The sequence below is a fragment of the Reinekea thalattae genome (assembly GCF_008041945.1).
GTDB lineage: Bacteria > Pseudomonadota > Gammaproteobacteria > Pseudomonadales > Natronospirillaceae > Reinekea > Reinekea thalattae.
Window position 1 is genome coordinate 1,371,078 of sequence record NZ_VKAD01000001.1, and the last position, 20,420, is coordinate 1,391,497.

At 42.4% G+C, this 20,420-nt stretch carries 23 protein-coding genes; 21 read left to right on the plus strand and 2 right to left on the minus strand.

Features of this window, described 5'->3' with window-relative positions; genetic code table 11:
- Positions 1–72: 72 nt before the first annotated feature.
- Positions 73–1,617 carry a 2,3-bisphosphoglycerate-independent phosphoglycerate mutase gene (gene gpmI, locus FME95_RS06285; protein ID WP_147713538.1) on the minus strand — a complete coding sequence of 515 codons (1,545 nt, stop codon included), beginning with the start codon at positions 1,615–1,617 and terminating at the stop codon, positions 73–75.
- Between the two features lie 264 nt (positions 1,618–1,881).
- On the opposite strand from gpmI, the gene FME95_RS06290 reads away from it, so the two are divergent.
- The 3 genes from FME95_RS06290 to secB all read left to right on the plus strand — a co-directional run bounded on the left by FME95_RS06290 (position 1,882) and on the right by secB (position 3,105).
- Positions 1,882–2,304 (plus strand): rhodanese-like domain-containing protein, encoded by a 423-nt coding sequence (locus tag FME95_RS06290; RefSeq protein ID WP_147713539.1) that lies wholly within the window; start codon positions 1,882–1,884, stop codon positions 2,302–2,304.
- A 9-nt stretch (positions 2,305–2,313) separates the two neighbouring features.
- Positions 2,314–2,577 (plus strand): glutaredoxin 3, encoded by a 264-nt coding sequence (grxC, locus tag FME95_RS06295; RefSeq protein WP_147713540.1) that lies wholly within the window; start codon positions 2,314–2,316, stop codon positions 2,575–2,577.
- 81 nt (positions 2,578–2,658) lie between these two features.
- Positions 2,659–3,105 (plus strand): protein-export chaperone SecB, encoded by a 447-nt coding sequence (gene secB / locus FME95_RS06300; RefSeq protein WP_147713541.1) that lies wholly within the window; start codon positions 2,659–2,661, stop codon positions 3,103–3,105.
- A 141-nt stretch (positions 3,106–3,246) separates the two neighbouring features.
- Here secB and thiI read toward each other — a convergent pair whose 3' ends face one another.
- Positions 3,247–4,710: a tRNA uracil 4-sulfurtransferase ThiI gene (thiI, locus tag FME95_RS06305; RefSeq protein ID WP_147713542.1), complete on the minus strand. Its 1,464-nt coding sequence runs from the start codon at positions 4,708–4,710 to the stop codon at positions 3,247–3,249.
- Positions 4,711–4,867: 157 nt separating this feature from the next.
- Between thiI and FME95_RS06310 the strand changes: the two genes are divergently transcribed.
- From FME95_RS06310 to FME95_RS06395, 18 genes are all read left to right on the plus strand, one after another.
- Entirely contained in the window at positions 4,868–5,815 is a 948-nt protein-coding gene (locus FME95_RS06310) for a serine/threonine-protein kinase (protein WP_187265458.1), read from the plus strand.
- A gap of 38 nt (positions 5,816–5,853) precedes the next feature.
- Positions 5,854–6,630, plus strand: a complete 777-nt coding sequence (locus tag FME95_RS06315; protein WP_147713544.1) for a PP2C family protein-serine/threonine phosphatase — start codon at positions 5,854–5,856, stop codon at positions 6,628–6,630.
- A 323-nt stretch (positions 6,631–6,953) separates the two neighbouring features.
- Entirely contained in the window at positions 6,954–7,973 is a 1,020-nt protein-coding gene (locus FME95_RS06320) for a glutamine synthetase beta-grasp domain-containing protein (RefSeq protein ID WP_147713545.1), read from the plus strand.
- 325 nt (positions 7,974–8,298) lie between these two features.
- Positions 8,299–9,702, plus strand: a complete 1,404-nt coding sequence (gene glnA / locus FME95_RS06325; RefSeq protein ID WP_147713546.1) for a glutamate--ammonia ligase — start codon at positions 8,299–8,301, stop codon at positions 9,700–9,702.
- 234 nt (positions 9,703–9,936) lie between these two features.
- Entirely contained in the window at positions 9,937–10,305 is a 369-nt protein-coding gene (locus FME95_RS06330) for a type II toxin-antitoxin system RelE/ParE family toxin (RefSeq protein WP_246109333.1), read from the plus strand.
- A complete protein-coding gene (locus FME95_RS06335; protein WP_147713548.1) occupies positions 10,302–10,604 on the plus strand; it encodes a helix-turn-helix domain-containing protein in 303 nt (100 codons plus the stop codon). Before FME95_RS06330 ends, FME95_RS06335 begins: the two co-directional genes overlap by 4 nt.
- 310 nt (positions 10,605–10,914) lie before the next feature.
- On the plus strand, positions 10,915–11,139 hold the full coding sequence (locus FME95_RS06340) for a DUF2188 domain-containing protein (protein ID WP_147713549.1): 225 nt from the start codon (positions 10,915–10,917) through the stop codon (positions 11,137–11,139).
- Positions 11,140–11,187: 48 nt separating this feature from the next.
- Entirely contained in the window at positions 11,188–11,631 is a 444-nt protein-coding gene (locus tag FME95_RS06345; RefSeq protein WP_147713550.1) for a DUF6932 family protein, read from the plus strand.
- Positions 11,628–12,551: a hypothetical protein gene (locus FME95_RS06350; protein ID WP_147713551.1), complete on the plus strand. Its 924-nt coding sequence runs from the start codon at positions 11,628–11,630 to the stop codon at positions 12,549–12,551. The genes FME95_RS06345 and FME95_RS06350 overlap by 4 nt, the downstream gene beginning before the upstream one ends.
- A 105-nt stretch (positions 12,552–12,656) precedes the next feature.
- Positions 12,657–12,971, plus strand: a complete 315-nt coding sequence (locus FME95_RS06355; RefSeq protein WP_147713552.1) for a hypothetical protein — start codon at positions 12,657–12,659, stop codon at positions 12,969–12,971.
- 110 nt (positions 12,972–13,081) lie between these two features.
- Complete coding sequence (locus tag FME95_RS06360; RefSeq protein ID WP_147713553.1) at positions 13,082–13,882, plus strand: hypothetical protein; 801 nt, start codon at positions 13,082–13,084, stop codon at positions 13,880–13,882.
- Positions 13,883–14,235: 353 nt separating this feature from the next.
- Entirely contained in the window at positions 14,236–14,619 is a 384-nt protein-coding gene (locus FME95_RS06365; protein ID WP_147713554.1) for a hypothetical protein, read from the plus strand.
- A 92-nt stretch (positions 14,620–14,711) separates the two neighbouring features.
- Entirely contained in the window at positions 14,712–15,332 is a 621-nt protein-coding gene (locus FME95_RS06370) for an HAD family hydrolase (RefSeq protein ID WP_147713555.1), read from the plus strand.
- Between the two features lie 165 nt (positions 15,333–15,497).
- Positions 15,498–15,782 carry a MazG nucleotide pyrophosphohydrolase domain-containing protein gene (locus FME95_RS06375; RefSeq protein WP_147713556.1) on the plus strand — a complete coding sequence of 95 codons (285 nt, stop codon included), beginning with the start codon at positions 15,498–15,500 and terminating at the stop codon, positions 15,780–15,782.
- Between the two features lie 54 nt (positions 15,783–15,836).
- The gene (locus FME95_RS06380; protein ID WP_187265459.1) at positions 15,837–16,532 is read left to right on the plus strand and encodes an SDR family NAD(P)-dependent oxidoreductase; all 696 of its coding nucleotides are present in this window, start codon (positions 15,837–15,839) and stop codon (positions 16,530–16,532) included.
- 397 nt (positions 16,533–16,929) lie between these two features.
- A complete protein-coding gene (locus FME95_RS06385) occupies positions 16,930–17,415 on the plus strand; it encodes a GNAT family N-acetyltransferase (protein WP_147713558.1) in 486 nt (161 codons plus the stop codon).
- 305 nt (positions 17,416–17,720) lie between these two features.
- On the plus strand, positions 17,721–19,586 hold the full coding sequence (locus FME95_RS06390) for a methyl-accepting chemotaxis protein (protein WP_147713559.1): 1,866 nt from the start codon (positions 17,721–17,723) through the stop codon (positions 19,584–19,586).
- 252 nt (positions 19,587–19,838) lie between these two features.
- A complete protein-coding gene (locus FME95_RS06395) occupies positions 19,839–20,240 on the plus strand; it encodes a hypothetical protein (RefSeq protein ID WP_147713560.1) in 402 nt (133 codons plus the stop codon).
- Positions 20,241–20,420: the final 180 nt, after the last annotated feature.

Here is a 20,420-nt window from a genome sequence, read left to right on the forward strand (position 1 = left end):
AAAAAGCCCGCTGTTAATTGAAGCGGGCTTTTTTTATTGCGCTGCTAATGCAGCGCTATCGTTTGCAGCGGCTTATTTAAACAGGCTTTTGCCAGTCATTTCTGCAGGGGCATCAATGCCGATCATGTCCAACAACGTTGGAGCTAAATCGCACAGCGCGCCTTCATGAAGGGTGACACCTTCAATGTTTTTAGACACATAAACCAATGGTACTGGGAAGGTTGTATGCGCTGTCATGGCACCGCCCGTTTCAGGGTCAACCATCACTTCACAGTTACCATGGTCTGCCGTGATTAACATTTCTGCACCGGTTTCTAGTGCTGCATTGGTGACAGCATCTAGTGCAACATCCATCGCTTCTACTGCTTTAATTGCAGCTTCTAGGCTACCGGTGTGACCCACCATATCGCAGTTTGCGTAGTTACAGATGATCAGATCGAATTCTTCAGACTGAATCGCTTCAACCAATTTTTCTGTCACGATTGGCGCGTTCATTTCTGGCTGTAAGTCGTAAGTGGCAACCTTAGGTGACGGCACCAAAATACGAGTTTCGCCAGTGAACTCTTCTTCACGCCCGCCATTCATAAAGAACGTCACGTGCGCATACTTTTCTGTTTCTGCAATACGTAATTGTTTGCCACCAGCGCTTTGTACAACTTCACCAATGGTGTTGGCTAAGCTTGCTGGCGGATAAGCAACATCGCAATCGATATCTGAAGCGTACTCAGTCAGGGTAACAAAGCCGCTGAACTCAGGCATAACGGTGCGGTCTAGGTCAGATTCCAAATCTTTTTGGATTAAACCACGAACAATTTCACGCGCACGGTCAGGGCGGAAGTTCATAAACACAACCGAGTCGCCATCTTCCATAACAACCGGCTCACCACCGTCGGCACGGATCGATGAAGCTGGGCAGAATTCGTCGTCTTTATCTTGAGCATAAGCTGCTTCTAGAGCTTCTAGCGGAGTCTTAGCAACAATGCCAGCTTTGCCTTGAGTTAATAGATCGTAAGCAACCTGCACTCGCTCCCAACGGTTATCGCGGTCCATCGCATAAAAACGACCCACCAACGAGACAATACCGCCAACACCCAACGCCTGCATTTTAGCTTCTAGACCTTCAATCGAAGCTTTTGCGCTACGAGGTGGAGTATCACGACCATCTAAGAAGGCGTGAACATAAACTTTTTTCGCGCCACGCTTAACGGCTAAATCAACCATTGCGTGCATATGATCAACGTGCGCATGTACGCCACCTGGGCTTAACAGACCTAAAAGGTGCACTGCCTTGCCTTTAGCAACAGCGGCATCAACCGACTTAATTAAGGCTTCGTTTTCAAAGAAGTCACCATCAGCAATGGCTTTAGTAACACGAGTTAGCGATTGATAAACCACTCGACCCGCACCGATATTCATGTGACCGACTTCGGAGTTACCCATTTGGCCGTCTGGAAGGCCAACATCCATGCCCGATGTTTTGATCAATGTGCGTGGGTAGGTTTCCCATAAACGGTTCCATACTGGATTATCCGCTTGCTCAATCGCGTTTGACGCTGACGTCTCGGTATAACCAAAGCCGTCCAAGATGATAAGGATCGCCGACTTGCCCTTTGCCATAAAAATGCCTCTACGTTATGTAAGTGTTGATTTATCGATGCGCCTAGTTTACTGATTCACAGGTAAACTTCGAGTTGAATTTAGCCATAATTGGCCGCCGCTTTTATCAATTAAGCACAAACTTGATCTGAATGTGCCTCTAGCAAGCCGGATTTAACCAATATCAGGATCTGCTTTATTAGGCTTGACGATGGCTACCCTATCGCCGTCAGTGGTGTATACTTCGGCCTCATTTTTCATCGAACCAACAGAGAAACACCACCCATGCTTGAACAAATTCTAGAATTCATCGCAAACCATTGGGTACTTAGTTCTATCTGGGCCATTCTTTTACTGTTATTGCTAAAAACAGAAAGCGGCCGCGGCGGCTCAAGTATTTCTAACCAAGAAGCAACCCAATTGATTAACAAACAGGATGCGAAAATTATCGACTTACGTAATCGCGATGATTTTCAATCTGGGCACTTACCTAACGCAATCAACATTCCTGCTAAAGACATGCAAACTCGTATGTCAGAGCTAAGCGCCTACAAAGACGAACACCTCATTTTGGTTTGTAAAACCGGCACCACAGCCAGCGCGTCTGGTACTGTACTTGCCAAAGAAGGCTTTAATAAGCTACACAAGCTAAAAGGCGGCATGATGGACTGGAAAGCCAACAATCTGCCTGTCGTAAAAGGCAAATAAGGAGACATCATGTCAACCCAGCCGCATATTAAAATATACAGTTCTGCTTGGTGCCCGTTTTGTATTCGCGCTAAACAATTACTCGACAGCAAAGGCGTGCAATATGAAGAGCTGGTTGTCGACAGTAAGCCAGCGCTGCGTAAAGAAATGACCGAACTTTGTGGCCGCACCAGCGTACCGCAAATATGGATTGGCGAAACTCATGTAGGCGGTTGTGATGATCTGTACGCCTTAGAGCAAGGCAAGAAACTCGATGCGCTTTTAACGAACTAAGCACTCGTTATTAAACACGCAAGCGAATCCTTATTGCTTGATTGCTTGCCTTAACTTTATTTTGTTTTAACTGGAGCCATTATGACTGAACAACAACAGCCGCAATTCGGTATTCAACGCGTATACATTAAAGATTTATCTTTTGAGTGCCCTAACTCTCCAGCGATTTTTCGCAAAGAGTGGAAACCGCAAATCAAACTGGATTTAAACACCCAAAGCCAAAAGCTAGATGAAGATATCTACGAAGTGGTTTTGACATTGACCGTATCTGCCAAGCTAGAAGATGACACGGCGTTTTTATGCGAAGTACAGCAAGCGGGTATTTTTTCTATTGCTGGCTTCCCTGAAGAAACACGCGCTCAAATGATTGGCGCTTACTGCCCGAACATCTTATTCCCATACGCGCGTGAAGCGATTGACACAGCAGTGGTTAAAGGCAGCTTCCCTGCATTGATGTTAGCACCGGTTAACTTTGAAGCGCTGTACGCGCAAAACAAAGCTGCCGCAGAGAACGCGACTAAGAACTAGTAAGTAAGAACTAAGAACGATAACTTACTCGTTGCAGCCTAAAAAAATAGCGACCTTATGTCGCTATTTTTTTTGTCACTTCAATTTATATCACTACAATTTTTAGCACTTAAATTAATGTCACCTCAGCAACAGAGCCAACTATTCTGCAAGTCGGAAAACGCCAACGTTTTTAAAGCCGTTGTCGGCTAGGTGCAAGGCGTGCATTTTACTCATCACACCCTTATCGCAATAGAGCAAATACTCGCGCTGTTGATCGAGTGTTTTAAACTGTCGGTTCAAACTGTAGAACGGCATCTGGATAATATCTTGGCCGGCCACTTCTAATGGCGCTTGCTCAATCTCGTTCGGGTGACGAACATCGATAATCACCGCTTGCTGTCGATCGATCTTATCGTTTAACGCCTGTTCCATCTCTAACGTCGGCTGCCAAACCATCTCATCGATCAACTCAACTTTTGCCGATTGCAAAGCCTGATCAAGCACGCACATGGCAAACGGTTGCTCGGCGCGAACAACATCATCACGCTTACAGGCGGCATTTGGTTTTTTAGAAATCACGCCGCAGTATTCAGGAATACGCTCAACAAAACTCGCCGCACCAATTTCACGCGCCGCATCAACAATGGTTTGCTTGTCTGAAACTGCGAGTGGACGAATCACCAGTCGATCAGAAACTTCATCGATCAACCGTAAGTTCATCATCGTTTGGCTGGAAACTTGCGACAGCGCCTCACCAGTAACAAATGAGTCGACCTTTAATTTTTGTGCCACGGCATTAGCAGCACGCACCATCATGCGCTTTAACACCACGCCCATGTAGCGGTCTTCGACCTGCTCTAAAATTTCTTCAACCACGCCTTCAAAAGGCACCGATATAAACTTAACCTTGTGTGAGCTGCCGTATTTTTTCCACAAATAATAGATGACTTCTTTAACGCCGTTTTCGTGCGCCGCACCACCCAAATTAAAAAACAAAAAGTGCGTGCGAATACCGCGACGCATCATTTGGTAAGAAGCGACGGTGGAGTCAAAACCGCCACTGACCAACGACACAGTAGAGTCAGCACCGCCAATCGGGAAGCCGCCCAAGCCAGCTCGACGCTGATCGATCACCATCAGTTTTTGCTCACGCACTTCGAGGCGGATCAAAACATCAGGGTTATGCAAATCGACGCCTTTGGCATCACTGTGTTGGCGAATACCGCCACCGACATAACGCTCAACATCGGTGGATTGAAAATCGTGTTTACCGGTGCGCTTAACACGCACAACAAAGGTTTTATCGACCAGTGCATCACGCCAAACACTGAGCGTGTTCTGCACGATATCGTCAAAGCTGCCCAGTTCAAATTCGCGCACTCGGTTCACCGCAGCGATACCCGGAATGCAGGTCAAGGCTTCATAAACGTCGTCATTCAGCGCATCGGTTGCGTGTTCAGGCGTGTAGACTTCAACCGCATCCCAGCCATTTTTAACTTGGATACCGGAGCCGACGCGATGCAGCACATTACGAATGTTCGCGGCCAACTGCTTAGTGAGTAGCTTTCTAACCGGACGAGTCTTAATGGTGATTTCTGGGAATAGCTTTACAACAAATTTCATTTTAGCTTCGACATCTTGCAAAAAGCGCGCAGTATAGCACTGTAAATCCTGAGTACTAAGCCGAATTTTCACCCAAATAAAGGCTCTTTACGCAGCCAGTCTTGGCGGTTTAAGATCGCACAGCAATTGAAAGCGAACCGTATAAAGGATGCGAACCATGCTCGAGTTCCAACAACAGGCAGACGCCGAAACGCGACTGCACATCGAAGACACCGACGCGCCCTTACCGGAAAAGCTAAACCCTCAAACCCGTTACGCCTTTTTTAGCACCATCGCCAAGGGCGGTAAATCGCTGATCAAATCCTGCCGCGATCTGCATTTGGGCCGCACCGTCTGCTACAAAACACTCAGACCCGAATTTATCGACAACCCTATCGAGTCGACTCGGCTGCTGCGCGAAGCACGTATTTCAGCCATGCTGCAACACCCAAACACCGTACCGACTTACGAAGTCGGCCGCGACGCGCGTGGCAATTACTATTTCACCATGAAGCTGGTGCATGGCTACACCCTGCGCGAAGTGCTCAATTACCGTGAGCGCTACGACCTTGTTCAGCTGATGGAAGTAATCACCCAAGTGGCCAACGCACTGGCTTATGCACACTCGCGCGGTGTCATTCATCGAGACATAAAGCCCGACAACATCCTGATTGGCCCTTATGGCGAAACGCTCTTGCTGGATTGGGGCCTTGCTAAAGTGTGGCACAAGGACAAAGCACAAACCGATGATGAATCACTGATTGAAGAGGTCGACGCTGGCCCCGGCATGACCGGCGAAGACAAGCTGCAAGGCACGGTCATGTATATGTCGCCAGAGCAGATCGAACGCGACCCTGCGATTAACTTTAAATCGGACATCTACAGCCTAGGTGCCGTGCTATACGAAACGCTCACCGGCGTGACGCCTTTTCAGGGCGAGGTTGTTCGCGAGCTGTTGCAGCAGGTAAAAACTCAACGCCCGATCGATCCACGCCAAGCATCCAAAACACGCGTGCCTGCCGCACTGGCACAGCTTTGCATGCAATGCCTAGAAAAGGACCCTGAAAAACGGCCAGCCTCGGCAAACGATGTAATCTACCTATTAAAAGACGGCTGGCAGCTGTAAAGCATGGCCTGCGGTAAACTGAATAAAGGGCAACCTAAATGCCTCAAATAGACTTAGAACAATTAGAAACACTTAGCGACTCGCTAAGCGATGCAGAGATCACCTTTGCTTGGAACAGCGCAGGGCTGAGCGATGTTGGCCGCGTACGTAAAGTCAATGAAGACGCCTACCTGTCTTCGCACGAACAACAACTATGGGCGGTCGCCGACGGCATGGGCGGCCATAGTCGAGGCGACTACGCCAGCAAGACCGTCGTGGAATCGTTGCTTTATTTTTCGCCACGCCGCTCATTACGCAAAAGTATTATCGAGCTAGATAGCTGCCTAAAAAAAGCTCATGACGTCTGCCGAACCACCTTCCCTTCTGAACGAGTCGGCTCTACTGTTGCCGCGCTTTACGCTCAGGCAGACTATGGCTTTTTTATTTGGCTTGGCGATAGCCGAATTTACCGGCTACGCGACGGCCAACTAGAACAGATGACATCCGACCACACCGTCGCGCAAGAAAAGTGCGACCGCGGTGAACTCAGCCCATTAATGGCCGCACTTCACCCTTCTGCTCATGTATTAACACGAGCCATCGGCATTAACTTCCACCTAACAATCGACATTCATTACGCAAAAATTCAAGCCGGAGATCGCTACTTACTGTGCAGCGACGGCCTTTATAACGAACTCGAACACAAAGAAATTTTGCACTACTTAGCGCAGGGCACGCCGCAACAGGCGGTCGCAGAGCTGTTGGCCTATTCACTCAAGCAGGGTGGTAAAGACAACACAACCGCCATCGTGGTAGACGCCATCAAGCAGGCTTAAAGCACTGTTAAAAACCATACAGGCACCAAAATAACGCACCCGATAAAATTAAAGGCCATTTTGGGGCGCAAATTAGCCCGAGTGACACATCCTACTGTCAGGACTTTTCAAGAAGAAAAAACACTTGACCGCCCGCAAATCGAGCGTTCATGCGCTTTTTTTGGGCGTAACCCCGCCAAAAAACAGCGCATTATTATTTATCGACAAACTTGGAATAAAACCTGCAGTAGCTACCAGGTTATTTGTTAACAACAATCTACCCAGTGTTTGCGAATATGCCGTGAACACTAACGCAATGAAACACAAGTGGAGAGCATTTCACCATGAAGAGTAAATTAGAGTACATTTGGCTTGACGGTTACAAGCCTACTCAGAGTCTACGTAGTAAAACAATGGTTCGTAACAACTTTGGCGGAACCTTAGAAGAGTGCCCAGTTTGGTCATTCGACGGTAGTTCTACTGAGCAAGCTGAAGGTAACGACTCTGATTGCCTACTTAAGCCAGTCGCTATCATCCCTGATCCAGATCGTAACAACGCTTACCTAGTTATGACTGAAGTATTAAATGCAGACGGCACCCCACACGAAACAAATGGTCGTGCGACTATCGACGAAGGCGATGACGACGACGATTTCTGGTTCGGTTTCGAGCAAGAATACTTCCTATGGGACATGACAACCAATCGCCCACCAGGTTTCCCTGCTGGCGGTTTCCCTGATCCACAAGGTCAATACTACTGCTCAGTTGGCGCGAAAAACGCTTTCGCTCGTGAAGTTATCGAAGAGCACCTAGACCTATGTCTAGAAGCTGGCCTAAACGTTGAAGGTATCAACGCAGAAGTTGCAGCTGGTCAATGGGAATTCCAAATCTTCGCAAAAGGCGCTAAGCGTTCTGGCGACGAAATCTGGTTAGGCCGTTACCTACTTGAGCGTACTGCTGAAAAATATGGCTACGCGATTGAATGGCATCCCAAGCCTCTTGGCGACACTGACTGGAACGGTTCTGGTATGCACGCTAACTTCTCTAACGGCGCAATGCGTGACTTGGGTGACGAGTCTGTATTCACTAAAATCTGTGAAGAGTTTGGTAAAAACATTGAGCGTCACATCAGCGTTTACGGTGCCGACAACGATCAGCGTCTAACTGGTAAGCACGAAACTCAAGCTATCGACGAATTCAGCTACGGTGTATCTGACCGTGGTGCGTCTATCCGTATCCCTGTTGGTACGATCGAAGATGGTTGGAAAGGTCGTCTTGAAGACCGTCGTCCAGCGTCTAACGCGGATCCATACAAGGTTGCAGCGGCTATCGTTAAAACAACGAAAGAAGCCATGGCTAAGTAATCATTATTTACTTATAAATAATGATTCAGCAATCCAAAAGCCGAGCAATGCTCGGCTTTTTTTATGCCTGCTAAAGCTGTCATTTGTGCCGACTAAATCTATAAACAGTTGCAACGATTGCAAGACTCCGCTGAGCAATTCACAGGTGTCTTAGTATAAAAAAGCAGGCATAATCCGCGACGAACACGTTCAATAACACTTGTGGCGCAGTACTGCTGTTAGCAGCCTTGCCTTAAGTGCCCTAGAAAAAGCCAGTCATCTGGTTTTTTCAAACCACCAAATGACCGCTCAATAATTGAGCGGCTTCTTATAATGGAGACGCCAAATGTCGCATACGCTTTCGCTGATCAAAGAATCTGAAGCTCGCTGGGTTGACCTACGCTTTACCGACACCAAAGGTAAAGAGCAACATGTAACTATTCCTTCTTCTGAAGTAGACGAAGATTTCTTCCAAGACGGTAAAATGTTCGACGGCTCTTCTATCGAAGGCTGGAAAGGCATTAACGAGTCTGACATGGTTCTTATGCCAGACGACTCAGCCTCTCTACTGGACCCATTCACAGAAGACGCAACTGTTATTGTACGTTGTAACATTGTTGAACCTTCAACCGGCGAAGGCTACAACCGCGACCCTCGTTCTATTGCAGTACGCGCCGAAGAATACCTAAAAACAACCGGCCTAGGCGACGCTGCCTACTTCGGTCCAGAACCTGAGTTCTTCGTATTCGACGACATCAAATGGGGTGCCGACATCTCTGGTTCGTTCTACAAAATTTCATCTGATGAAGCAGCTTGGTCTTCTGAGCGTTCGTTCGAAGATGGCAACATGGGCCACCGCCCAGGTATTAAAGGCGGTTACTTCCCAGTACCTCCAGTCGACAGCCTGCATGAAATCCGCGCACAAATGTGTGACGCCATGGAAGCCATGGGTCTAGCTATCGAAGTTCACCACCACGAAGTAGGTACCGCAGGTCAGTGTGAAATTGGCGTTGGCGCAAACACCCTAGTTAAGAAAGCTGACGAAGTTCAGATTCTTAAATACTGCGTACACAATGTAGCGCACGCTTACGGCAAAACAGCCACCTTCATGCCAAAACCTCTAGTTGGCGACAACGGTTCTGGTATGCACGTTCACATGTCTTTCGTTAAAGACGGTGTTAACCAATTTGCTGGCGACGCCTATGCCGGACTTTCAGAAACAGCCCTGTTCTATGTTGGCGGCATCATCAAGCACGCCCAAGCATTGAACGCCTTTGCTAACGCCTCAACCAACTCTTATAAGCGTTTGGTTCCTGGCTTCGAAGCGCCTGTTATGCTGGCCTACTCGGCTCGTAACCGTTCAGCCTCTATCCGTATTCCATACGTCACCTCACCTAAAGGTAAGCGTATCGAAGTGCGTTTTGGCGACCCGACTGCCAACCCGTACCTAATGTTCTCTGCTTACCTAATGGCAGGCCTAGACGGCGTACTTAACAAAATTCACCCAGGTGAAGCAGCCGACAAAGACCTATACGACCTACCGCCAGAAGAAGCAGCCGCTTACCCAACGGTAGCAACCAGCCTAGAAAACGCACTTATCGCCCTAAACGATGACCGCGAATTCCTAAAAGCTGGCGGCGTATTCGACGACGACACCATCGACGCCTACATCAACTTAAAAATGGAAGAAGTGACTCGTTTAAACATGACCACTCACCCAGTTGAGTTCGACATGTACTACTCGATCTAAACGCCTTATAAGTTCGCTTTTTAGCAACTTGTAATCAGCTATGAAACAAAAGCCAAACCGGCAACGGTTTGGCTTTTTTTGTGGGGTTTGATTATCCGCGCCAAGTAGCAGTAACCGCTGCCTAACGGCTAGCAGGAATACGACAAAACTGCCTCTGGCGGCACTAGCTTTCCTTTTATTAGCATTTATGCCAGTCTGACCCAATATTGAAAATATACCCTTATGGAGTATACTTTGATCTACAAGACCAAGGTTTTTGCTTCTTTAACGAAAAAAGAAGCGTTACCAGACAGCGACCTTATTAATGCCTGTAAGGAAATGAGCAACGGGCTTTTTGATGCCGACTTAGGTGGCAATGTTTACAAAAAGCGTATCGCATCGGGCACTAAAGGAAAGAGTGGCGGATTCCGTACTATTATCGGTGCGGTTATTGGGGATAAGTATTTCTTCTTATATGCGTTTGCCAAGAGTGATAGAGCCAACATCAACGCAAAAGAGAAGCTAGCCCTAAAAGAGTTGGCAAAAGAGTTTTTAGCATTTAGTCAGGATGAGCTGAACCAACTAATTGAAGATGGCGAGCTCATTAAGGTAGGTAAATTATGAGTGACATTTTAAAAGCAGTACACCAATCAGCAAAAGGTTTGCACAAATCAGGGGTCATTAAAAAAACCACAATGCGAAAGTTTGATGCTCTGTGTTTAACCACTGTTCATGAATTTACACCAGAGCAAGTACGCGCCCTACGCGAAAAAAACAACCTTTCCCAACCTGTATTTGCTCGCTACTTTAATGTCAGTGATAAATTAGTTAAAAAGTGGGAACAGGGTGAGAGTAAGCCGAGAGGTGCAGCATTAAAAATGCTATCTCTCGCTGAAAAAAAAGGCCTTGAGGCCATTGCATAACCAAAATCTAACAATCGCATTAAATTAGTAGATCAAAAGCCAAACCGGCAACGGTTTGGCTTTTTTTGTGAGTTTTGATTATCCGCACTACCCAGCAGTAACCGTAACAGCTGCCTAACAGCGAGCAGAAACACAGCAAAACCCTGACAAGCGGCTTTTATAGATATTCAATTTGACGATCATCTTAAGAGATAGCATATTAGGGCTATTCAGAGAGTCGGTAGCTTTAACAAGCCTGAAAAGCCACTTCGTATAGTTCCACTTAGGCGGAGAACGAAACTGTTATATTTTAAAATATTAGGAGAACAGCATGGATAACTATCACATTACTAAAGATGGGGACAAATGGAAGCTCACAAAAGAAGGTGGAGAGCGAGCATCAATTACAGCTGATACAAAAGAACAAATCATTCAACAAACTAGAGAATTTATGGATAATAAAGTTTGCTCTGTAAAAATTCATAAAGAAGATGGAAAACTTCAAGAAGAGAGAACTTACCAAAGAAAAAACGACCCAAAGTCAACTAAGGGATAAAATATAACAAGCCGCAAATACGGGCGTTACTCAAAATAAGTATCGAGCATGGAACAAAAACCTTTATTAGAGCCAGGATTGCACGACTTCGAATTGAAGGAGATAGGAAATCACTTTCTAAAGAATTTTCCTGCTTCTAAGACGCGAAAATTGCTCATTGATGGCTTAAACTCCTATGTTGGTCATCTAGCAAGTATTGGCACACCTGTTGAACTTTGGATTGATGGTTCATTTACCACTAATAAAGAAAATCCGAATGATATTGATTTGGTAATATTCTCTCCTGCATCAGCTCTTAATGTTCTTCCAGATGACAAAAAACAGCTATTTCAAGCACTCACAGACCGAGCAAGTATCAAAGCTAATTTCGGATGTGATGTATTATTCTGCCCTACAGAAAATCAAGATATGAGGAGTTACTGGCGTGGGTGGTATGGCTTCGATAGAAATGAGCAGCCGAAGGGCATTGCTAGGGTAATGGTGGCGGCATGAGTGACGATATAAAGAAAAAGGCATCGCAAGCTAAAAAACTACACCAGATAGCAAAAGAAAAAAGTGAAGCTGGTGACTTCGCGTACCAATTAGCTGCTCGATCATTTGAGAGCCATTTAGATGAGCTGGCCCAAATAGAATTAACCTCTCAAACAAGTCCTGCCTTTGAAATGCTGGATTTTCGTATTGTTGCTCCGAATTTAAAAACAGGTAGTGCCCCCTTAGATTTAGTTTCAAAATTATCGGAAGAAATACGTAAAACATTGGGGTATGCGGCACTAAGGTTGATGCAAGGCGGAATTGATAGAAAACGAATTCCAAAAGATCTATATGAAGAGCTTGATCTTAGATTGCAAGGTCTATTACCTGGATCATCTCGCTTCGTTATATCCGCAGCATCAAATAGAGACTTGCTAGACGACGGCTTAAGCAAGGGTGCTATCGAACGAATGTTTTCGGTTTTGTCCTCGATGGGTCACGGTGAAGATTTTCTTTCTTCTGTAAATTTACTTGGGCCTTCAAGTGCTCGAAGTTTGAGAGAATTTCTAAAAGTTATTAAGTCTTATTCTGCAACTGCTGAATTTACATGGAAATATTCAGGTGATGAAATTAAAAAGTGGTACGGAAGCAAAGAAGCTATTAATTTAGTAACCTCAGCATTAGAAGTTACTGAGATCATAGAGCAAGAAAAAATACTACTACACGGAAAGATAGAGTTATTGAGCAAAAGAGAAAGAATCGAGCTAAGAGTCGATGAAGGTAAGTTGGTAAAAATTCTATATCCTAAAAGCAAATTAGCTAACGTCAGTGAGCTGCATTTAGAACAGGAAGTAACTTTATACTGCCAAGTAACTGAAACTGAAAATCCGCTTACCAATGAATCATCGATATTCTACGAGTTGTTAGAGGTGAAGAGTTAACAAGCGCATATTGTCGGGACAAGATCAACTGGTTTTCCGCTTTGCTCCAAACCAGCCGAATATACGGGCGTTATGTGATCATTAAGAATATAACTAGAGGAAAGTATGAGTCGGGAAAATCGAGAGAAGTTTACTTTAAATTGTCAGGTTTCACCATTTACCGACAACTCCACTCAATTAGCTCTTGCAAGATACCAGTTAATTTACTCAACTATCGGCCTTGTGCTTGGTCTTATTTGTGTACTAGGTGGAATTTATCTCTTTATTCAAGGTGTAGCAGGGGAAATGAACTGGAGCTTAAAAGTATTTGGCAATGAATCAGTTATCGCTAACGCTGCTCCTGGGGCAATATTGTTTATAGTTGGTCTATTTTTGGTAATAGTTACCAAGTTCAAATTTAAGCATATACAACCCAAATAATGGCGAGCGCATATAACAAATCAATTAACTTCACGCCTTCGACGTCGAACATACTAAAGTGTTCTGGTTATTCAGGCGTTATGTAACATTTCTATACACAGGAGTTATTAATGAAAATTCATAGTAAGATACCTGCGTTAACTAGTAGTTTAATTACTATCGGTGCATCAGTTCTTAGTGTCCCAGGGGTACTACCTGAAGGAACTCCGCGTACCCCATTCTTGTTTTTAGCTCTAGCTCTATTTATTTTATCCATTACTTTATTATGCGTATATTATTTTGATTTAAGGTATGTTTTTTCAAATTTGGTTGCTTTAAAAAATTTAGGGATAAGGAAAATAGATGAGAGTGGCGGAGGAAGCATAAAATGGAAGTCTAAAGTTCTTAGTACTTCTAAAAGGATAAGGTTTATGGCCGTATCAGGAGAAGGTTTTATAAAAGCCTATAGAGAACCTATTATCACGGCCTTAGTCGATAAGAAAGTTATTATAAAAGTGTTGTTGGCTACTCCTGCATCAGAATTCATAAGCGATCTTGAGAATGTTGAGTCTAAAGTTAGGGCTGGACACATTTCTCCAGAAATTCATAAAGTAAGTGCATTGCTTGAAGAGTATTTAATCGAGGCAGATAAAAGAAAAACACAGGATGATTTAATTGGAAAAATTTATATTGCATTTTTCGACACAGAATTCAGAAACTCAGCATTGATATGCGATGAAAAACAGGGTTGGTTGACAATTAATCAGCCTCCTAAAAGGGCTGTTGAGAGCGTATCTTTTCAACTTGTAAGTGGAAAGAATTCATTACTTAATACGACTGTAAATCATTTTGATACTGTTTGGGATATTTGTAAGTCGCGGAATACAGTAAAACAAATTTTATTAAATCAGACCGAATTGGAAGCTACGTAACAATCGCAAGCTGGTATGGACAAATTCTCTGCTAGCGCTACAAATTTAACTCTTGCGTGCGTTAGGCACTTGACCGATAAATGCCGAGGGTTAATATAATCATGGACGATGTGGTTATTTTACAAGCTATCAGTACCAGCTTTTGGCTTATTATCATTGGTGAAATCAACAGACTCAGAGCCTTTGATTAAAATTAATCTTTAAACTAGTCGCCAACTTAACTGCTAACGTGTTTTTTTAAGAACACCCTTACCAAAAAAAGCGAAAGCTTAGCCCCCGTTACGCCTTTTACCTAATCATGCTAGAGTACTGAACTTCGGATTTAGACCCACGCTATAAAAAAGGATTTATTTATGAGGTTTATTGGTTTTGCTCTTTTAGGGCCTCTAATTCCAACATCCGTAATAGTTTTGATATTTTTTAATCATATTGATTCTGTTATGAGTATTATTTATTTAGGTTACATAATCGGCATTGTTCCATCTATCATTGCAGCTATTACTTACTATTTTATTTGCAAGAGTAAACGATCATCCATACAACAGTTACCAAGTTTTATGAAAGGCTCTATGAGCGGTTCTGTTCCTGGTGGAATCATTTATTTAGTTATCTATATAAATTCAAGTGAAGCTTTTATTGCTACAACCTTTTTTGTTTGCTGTCTATTTGCTGGCGCGATATGCGGGCAGATATTTCGACCAAGGAGTCAGGCTGATGACTCTGATAATCTGTCATAATTCTAGGGTAATCTATTGGCATAAACGCTAGTTACTTTTTTCTGGCGCTCAATTTAACAACAGATGTTTAAATGCCATAGAAGGAATAAACCATGACTGCCGCGAGCATCCAAAATGTCGTCTTTGATATTGGTAACGTTATTGTCCGTTGGGCGCCATTAGAAATAATCCGCTTAGCATTGGGTGAAGCTAAAGCTTCAGAGCAATTGGCAACGTCTATCTTTCAATCTGATACTTGGCTTGCGCTGAATAAGGGTTTTATTTCTGAAACCGACGCTAAGCTGCAATATCAACAGTCTTTGGGTTTATCCAACTTAGAATGCGATCGTCTCTTCTACTACGTTAAGCAAACGCAGATTCTTATTTTTGGTTCAGTTGATTTACTTAAACGAGTCAAAGCCGCCGGTTACGGTGTGTATGCATTAACAGATAACGTTCATGAAATTGTCGCTCACCTCAAGTCGAGCTATAGTTTTTGGCCCTTGTTCGACGGCGCAATCGTCTCTGCGGAATTAGGGCTACTCAAGCCTCAAGCTGAAATCTATCAGGAGTTACTGACTCAATATAAATTAGAAGCCTCGCAAACTGTGTTTATAGACGACATGCCACACAATGTTGCAGGCGCAAAGGCTATTGGCATTGCTGGCATCCAGTTTGAAAACGCCGCCCAATGTGAACAGGAGTTGTGTAAACTACTGGGACACCCGCTGTAAACGAACACAACATCCCTATTCATCAAATTACATTCTCAAGGGGTTAGAATGTCGAAGCACTTTGCCAAAATCCATTGGGTTCGAGATAGCCAAGAAATTTATATTGATAATAAATACAGCCGAGCACATCTAGTCATAACTATCGATCAATCTAAGTAGGAAATTATGAAGTTATCCGAATTGCAAAATCATATAAAAAGTTTTGATCATGCACCTGACTTACCTGAGCATTATTTTTTAAAACTCATTGAAGAGGTTGGCGAGCTGGCTGAGGCTATTCGCAACGGCAAGGTTGGTCAGCCTTCGTTAGAGGAACTTAAAGGTTCGGTTGCAGAAGAATTATATGACGTACTTTATTACGTATGCGCTCTCGCGAATATCTACGATATAAATTTAGAACAAACCCATGACCTCAAAGAAGTTTTGAACAAAGCCAAATACAACCGTTAGAGCGGCATAAATATTAATGTTTAAATACAGTACTACCCAATTAAGGAGCTCGCATTGCGCAATGTTTTAATTACCGGAGCAGGCAAAGGCCTCGGCAGAGAATTGGCGAGAGCTTTTTTCGATCAAGGCTGGCAATTGTTTTTGGTGGTGAGAAATGAGGCATCCCAAACCGAATTAGCCGAAGAGTTTACGACTGCCAATATTTTACTATCGGATGTTGCAAAACCTGATCACGAATTAAAGCTAAGCGCTTGGCTAGGCGATGCTACATTAGATGTGGTGATCAATAATGCTGGAGCGGGTAGTAAAGGCGCGACACTCGGTGAGGCGAGCGCAGAACAAATAACCTCGGCATTTGAAACCAACTGCATCGGCGTATTCGCTACTGTTAAGGGCGCACATAAGGCGTTGCTTAAATCGCCAAGCGGCATGGTTGTAAATATTAGTTCGCGACGTGGTTCTTTAACGATGCAAGCAAACGGCGCGGCAAAAAATTCTGGCTGCTCTTATTCTTACCGGATCAGTAAGGCAGCACAAAATATGTTAACGCTTTGTTTAGCAGATGATCTAGAGGACGATGGCATTCGAGTTGCTGCGATTCATCCAGGAAGGTTACTCACCGATATGGCCTCAAAAGATGCTCACATGACTGCGCAGAAATCCGCACAATTAATTAGCCAACTGATTATCAACAATAAGATTAAAAATAAAGATTACCTGTGCATGGAAACCGGCACGCTCGCTTGGTAAAGAATATTTTTTAACTGAAAATAATTCAATAGCTGTGCAATTAATTTTTTTATTTTTGATTCCAAGCTAAAACAATTACTTTAGAAGATATATATGAAAATTTTAATTATATACTCGTATACATTAGCCATACTTTCCCTAGTGACGATGTGGTACAACTTTGAAAAATCTGATATTAGCTTTCTTTATTCGTTTATTCTTTCTACTATTTTAACGTATTTAATATGCAAAATATTGCACAATTGGAATCCATCTAAATTAAAAATAACTTTGTTAATTTTTATATTCTTTACTGTCTTTCCGTCAGTAGCTTTTTTCATGCTTATTAAGCAATTATAGCTTAAAAGAGACATTAGAATTAAAAACACCTTTAAAATTCATATATAAAGGAATCTAGATGCACCATATTCGTCAGGCTAAAAAAGAAGATATTAGTCGAATAGCAGAAATCGAAAAAGCCTGTTTTCCTGAATCTGAAGCAGCTTCATTAGAATCATTTAAAAAAAGGTTTTCGGTTTTTTCTGAGTGCTTTTTTGTTTTAGAGTGTAATGACATTATCGTTGGCCATATCAACGGCTGTGTATTTAATGCACCTGAGCTTCCCGATTCCCTTTATGAAAATGCCAATCTTCACTGTCCACAAGGCGATTACCAAACAGTTTTTGGATTAGCTGTTGCCCCTAAATACCAACATAACGGCTATGCATCAGCCCTTACCAAACATTTTATTGAGTTTAGTAAAAACGCTAACCGGAAAGGCATAGTACTTACGTGTAAAAACCACCTAATCGAGTTTTATGAGAGTTTTGGGTTCAGTCATCAAGGAGTCTCGAGTTCAAGCCATGGCGGGTCACAGTGGAATGACATGCTATTAATTTTTTAATTAATGTTACTGAGCAATTTGTTACTCGCAATATAAAATATGGCTTAAAATATTTTAGCAAACGACTACCCAATAGCTAAATCCGATAACTTATATAAATCACAACAACTTAGAAGCTAAGCCAAACTAACACCAATACCCCCCTTAAACAGAAGGCAATGGCAGCACCAAAACTGCCTGCCATACATGCTATATCAGCTAAATCACCCAGTAAAAAAACAATTAAAGCCTGTGCCTTTATGGTCGATATGCACTATAACTATAAGATGTTTGGATCATACTAATGCTTTGGGGAAAGATAGAACATGAAATTCACACATAAGCTAGTATCTGTTGTTGCTGCACTGATTCTACTGACTGTTAGTTCATTGTCTATAAAACAATTTTTAACGGTAAAATCGAATATATTCTCCACTATCGATCAAAGCCTCAACGATATTATCGGTAATGTCACCAGTAGTATTTCTGGAGAAATGCGTGGGAACATACAACTGGCTAGTTATGTTGCTGAGCGTGTAGGCATCGACATGTCGACAGATAATATTATCAGCTCAATAAACTCCCCTGTAGTTAAAGAGGCCTTTGTTCTTGCCGGTGCTGCTTTTGAGTCAGATGGGAAATTGATGAGTAATGGCAGCTCTAATTCTAATTTAGATGCTAGAACACTGCTCTGGTATAAAGAGGCAAAACAAAAGAAAAATGATGGTGTCTTTGTTACTACACCCTATTTTGACTCCACTTCTAATAAAACTATTATTTCAATTACAACACCATTAATAAAAGACGGTCAATTTATAGGCGCGCTATTTTTTAATGTTGACCTTGAGAAACTGGCAATCGTTACAAATAAAGTTCACATGTTTGGCGCTGGCTATATTCAACTTGTTTCAAGCAACGGCACTATCATCGCCCACCCTGATGAAGATAAAAATGGTAAAAACTTCAACACTTACCACCCTGATATCAAAGTCGAAGAAAAATTACAAATTGAATATATTGATGGCGTAGAATTTGGTTTTAATTTTTTCAAAATACCAAACCAAGACTGGTATGTTAGCTCCGTACTGGATCACACCATTGCGTTTGGCGCCATAACAGAAACAGAAAGAAATGCCATAACTTATTCACTCATTGCATTAATTTCAAGCATCGCAATTTTCTTCTTTTTAATTAATAAATTAATGAAGCCGATTGGTTTACTCAACATAGCCATTCAAGATATTGCTTCAGGAAAAGGGGATTTAACAAAAAGATTAAACACTAAAACCGATGTTGAATTTTCTCAACTTGCCAAAGGATTTAACACTTTTACAGAAAACCTACAGGGTGAGGTTAAATCACTTAGAGAGATTGGTGACCACATTCTCAGCAGTGCAACAGAAACCGCCGAAAGTACAGAAAAATCAACTCAAGCTTTATCTAACCAAGTAGAAGAACTTGAGCAATTAGCGACGGCAATGAATGAAATGTCAATGACATCCGTTGATATGGCAAAGAGTGCTCAAAATGCTGCAGAAAAAGCTAAAGAGGCTGACGAAGCCTCGCAAAGAGGCTCTCAAGTGGTGGATCATACTAAAGACTTCATTAACAATTTATCCATTAGTATTGATGATGCCGTTGTACAAGTTCAGTCTTTAGAGCACTCCACAGAAAGTATTGAGTCTGTCCTACAAGTAATTAATGACATTGCTGATCAAACAAATTTATTAGCACTGAATGCTGCTATTGAGGCTGCTAGAGCTGGTGAACATGGCAGAGGTTTTGCTGTAGTAGCTGACGAAGTTAGAATGCTAGCGCAGCGAACGCAAGTTTCTACAACCGAGATCAGAAATATGATTGAGCAACTACAATCGAATGCACAATCAGTAGCCCAAGCAATGTCTGCCAGTAAAGAAATAGCAAAAGATACTGTTTTAAAAGCTCAAGAAACAGATGAATCGTTGAATAAAATTAACAATGCCATACAGAAAATAACAGACATGAACACGAGCATTGCATCAGCAGCAGAAGAGCAAAGCTTGGTCTCTGAAGAGATTAATGTAAACACTCAAAGAATCAAGGATATTTCTGAAGAGGTCACTAAAAATGCACAAAGTAACCGTAATTCTATGAACCTACAAAGCGAGCGTGCTGTAAAACAAAACGATATTTTAAATCGTTTCATTGTGTGACCTTTAAAGAAAGCCTAAATATAAAAAAGATTAATGCCTAATCGACAACTGACTCTGCACTCTGAAAAAAACCATGGGTACCGAGCCACTAAAAAAACACGGCTACATACTAGAAAAACTTACCTTTGTTCAACATATTTACTTTTAATAATTCCAAGAATCATTGTTTTATTAAGTTTTTTTGATTTATTTAAAATGTAGTGTAATCACATAGATTAAAATCTGACACTTTAAATTCTCTAAGAGAAATGCATGATAAAAATTGATGTTTTTACTAACGTTATAACTGCAACTATTGCATCAGCTGTAGCTACCTATATTGCTATATTTATCTTTCAATCTTCATGGTGGTTTCTTCACCCTTCAGAGCCAGCTAACTTTAAGGCATTAACCCTAATTTCAATTTTATTTTCATTTTCGTCTTCTTTGGTTTTAATTATTTGGGGGATACCTACTCATTTCTTACTAACCTACTTAGAAAAAAACTCTATCATCTGGTATCTATGCTCATCTTTAATAGCAAGCTGTTTTATTTCCTACCTTATCACTCACAATAAAAACATTTCAGATCAAATCCATGGCTATGTACTATGTTGTTCTCTTGGCTTTATTTCCAGTTCAGTATTTTGGTATGTAGCTGTGCATAAGAAATAATACGTCAAAAATTGACGTTAAGTATCAACTTCTAACTATCACTCATTTTTAGAATAATAAAGTTACAGTTCATGAAGGTAAGGTGCTCACTGTTGCAAGCCTATAAAAACGGCGTAAACCTCGGCTATAGTGCAATTTTGATCAGCAACTTTTTTAACTAAGTTTTATAGACTGACATGT

Coding starts and splice junctions, on each gene's coding strand:
- FME95_RS06355 (WP_147713552.1), top strand. CDS start 12,657: ATGAGTCGGGAAAATCGAGAGAAGTTTACTTTAAATTGTCAGGTTTCA.
- FME95_RS06370 (WP_147713555.1), top strand. CDS start 14,712: ATGACTGCCGCGAGCATCCAAAATGTCGTCTTTGATATTGGTAACGTT.
- thiI (WP_147713542.1), bottom strand. CDS start 4,710: ATGAAATTTGTTGTAAAGCTATTCCCAGAAATCACCATTAAGACTCGT.
- FME95_RS06340 (WP_147713549.1), top strand. CDS start 10,915: ATGGATAACTATCACATTACTAAAGATGGGGACAAATGGAAGCTCACA.
- FME95_RS06350 (WP_147713551.1), top strand. CDS start 11,628: ATGAGTGACGATATAAAGAAAAAGGCATCGCAAGCTAAAAAACTACAC.
- FME95_RS06390 (WP_147713559.1), top strand. CDS start 17,721: ATGAAATTCACACATAAGCTAGTATCTGTTGTTGCTGCACTGATTCTA.
- FME95_RS06365 (WP_147713554.1), top strand. CDS start 14,236: ATGAGGTTTATTGGTTTTGCTCTTTTAGGGCCTCTAATTCCAACATCC.
- FME95_RS06335 (WP_147713548.1), top strand. CDS start 10,302: ATGAGTGACATTTTAAAAGCAGTACACCAATCAGCAAAAGGTTTGCAC.
- FME95_RS06290 (WP_147713539.1), top strand. CDS start 1,882: ATGCTTGAACAAATTCTAGAATTCATCGCAAACCATTGGGTACTTAGT.
- FME95_RS06375 (WP_147713556.1), top strand. CDS start 15,498: ATGAAGTTATCCGAATTGCAAAATCATATAAAAAGTTTTGATCATGCA.
- FME95_RS06310 (WP_187265458.1), top strand. CDS start 4,868: ATGCTCGAGTTCCAACAACAGGCAGACGCCGAAACGCGACTGCACATC.
- grxC (WP_147713540.1), top strand. CDS start 2,314: ATGTCAACCCAGCCGCATATTAAAATATACAGTTCTGCTTGGTGCCCG.
- gpmI (WP_147713538.1), bottom strand. CDS start 1,617: ATGGCAAAGGGCAAGTCGGCGATCCTTATCATCTTGGACGGCTTTGGT.
- FME95_RS06360 (WP_147713553.1), top strand. CDS start 13,082: ATGAAAATTCATAGTAAGATACCTGCGTTAACTAGTAGTTTAATTACT.
- FME95_RS06345 (WP_147713550.1), top strand. CDS start 11,188: ATGGAACAAAAACCTTTATTAGAGCCAGGATTGCACGACTTCGAATTG.
- secB (WP_147713541.1), top strand. CDS start 2,659: ATGACTGAACAACAACAGCCGCAATTCGGTATTCAACGCGTATACATT.
- FME95_RS06395 (WP_147713560.1), top strand. CDS start 19,839: ATGATAAAAATTGATGTTTTTACTAACGTTATAACTGCAACTATTGCA.
- FME95_RS06385 (WP_147713558.1), top strand. CDS start 16,930: ATGCACCATATTCGTCAGGCTAAAAAAGAAGATATTAGTCGAATAGCA.
- FME95_RS06315 (WP_147713544.1), top strand. CDS start 5,854: ATGCCTCAAATAGACTTAGAACAATTAGAAACACTTAGCGACTCGCTA.
- FME95_RS06320 (WP_147713545.1), top strand. CDS start 6,954: ATGAAGAGTAAATTAGAGTACATTTGGCTTGACGGTTACAAGCCTACT.
- glnA (WP_147713546.1), top strand. CDS start 8,299: ATGTCGCATACGCTTTCGCTGATCAAAGAATCTGAAGCTCGCTGGGTT.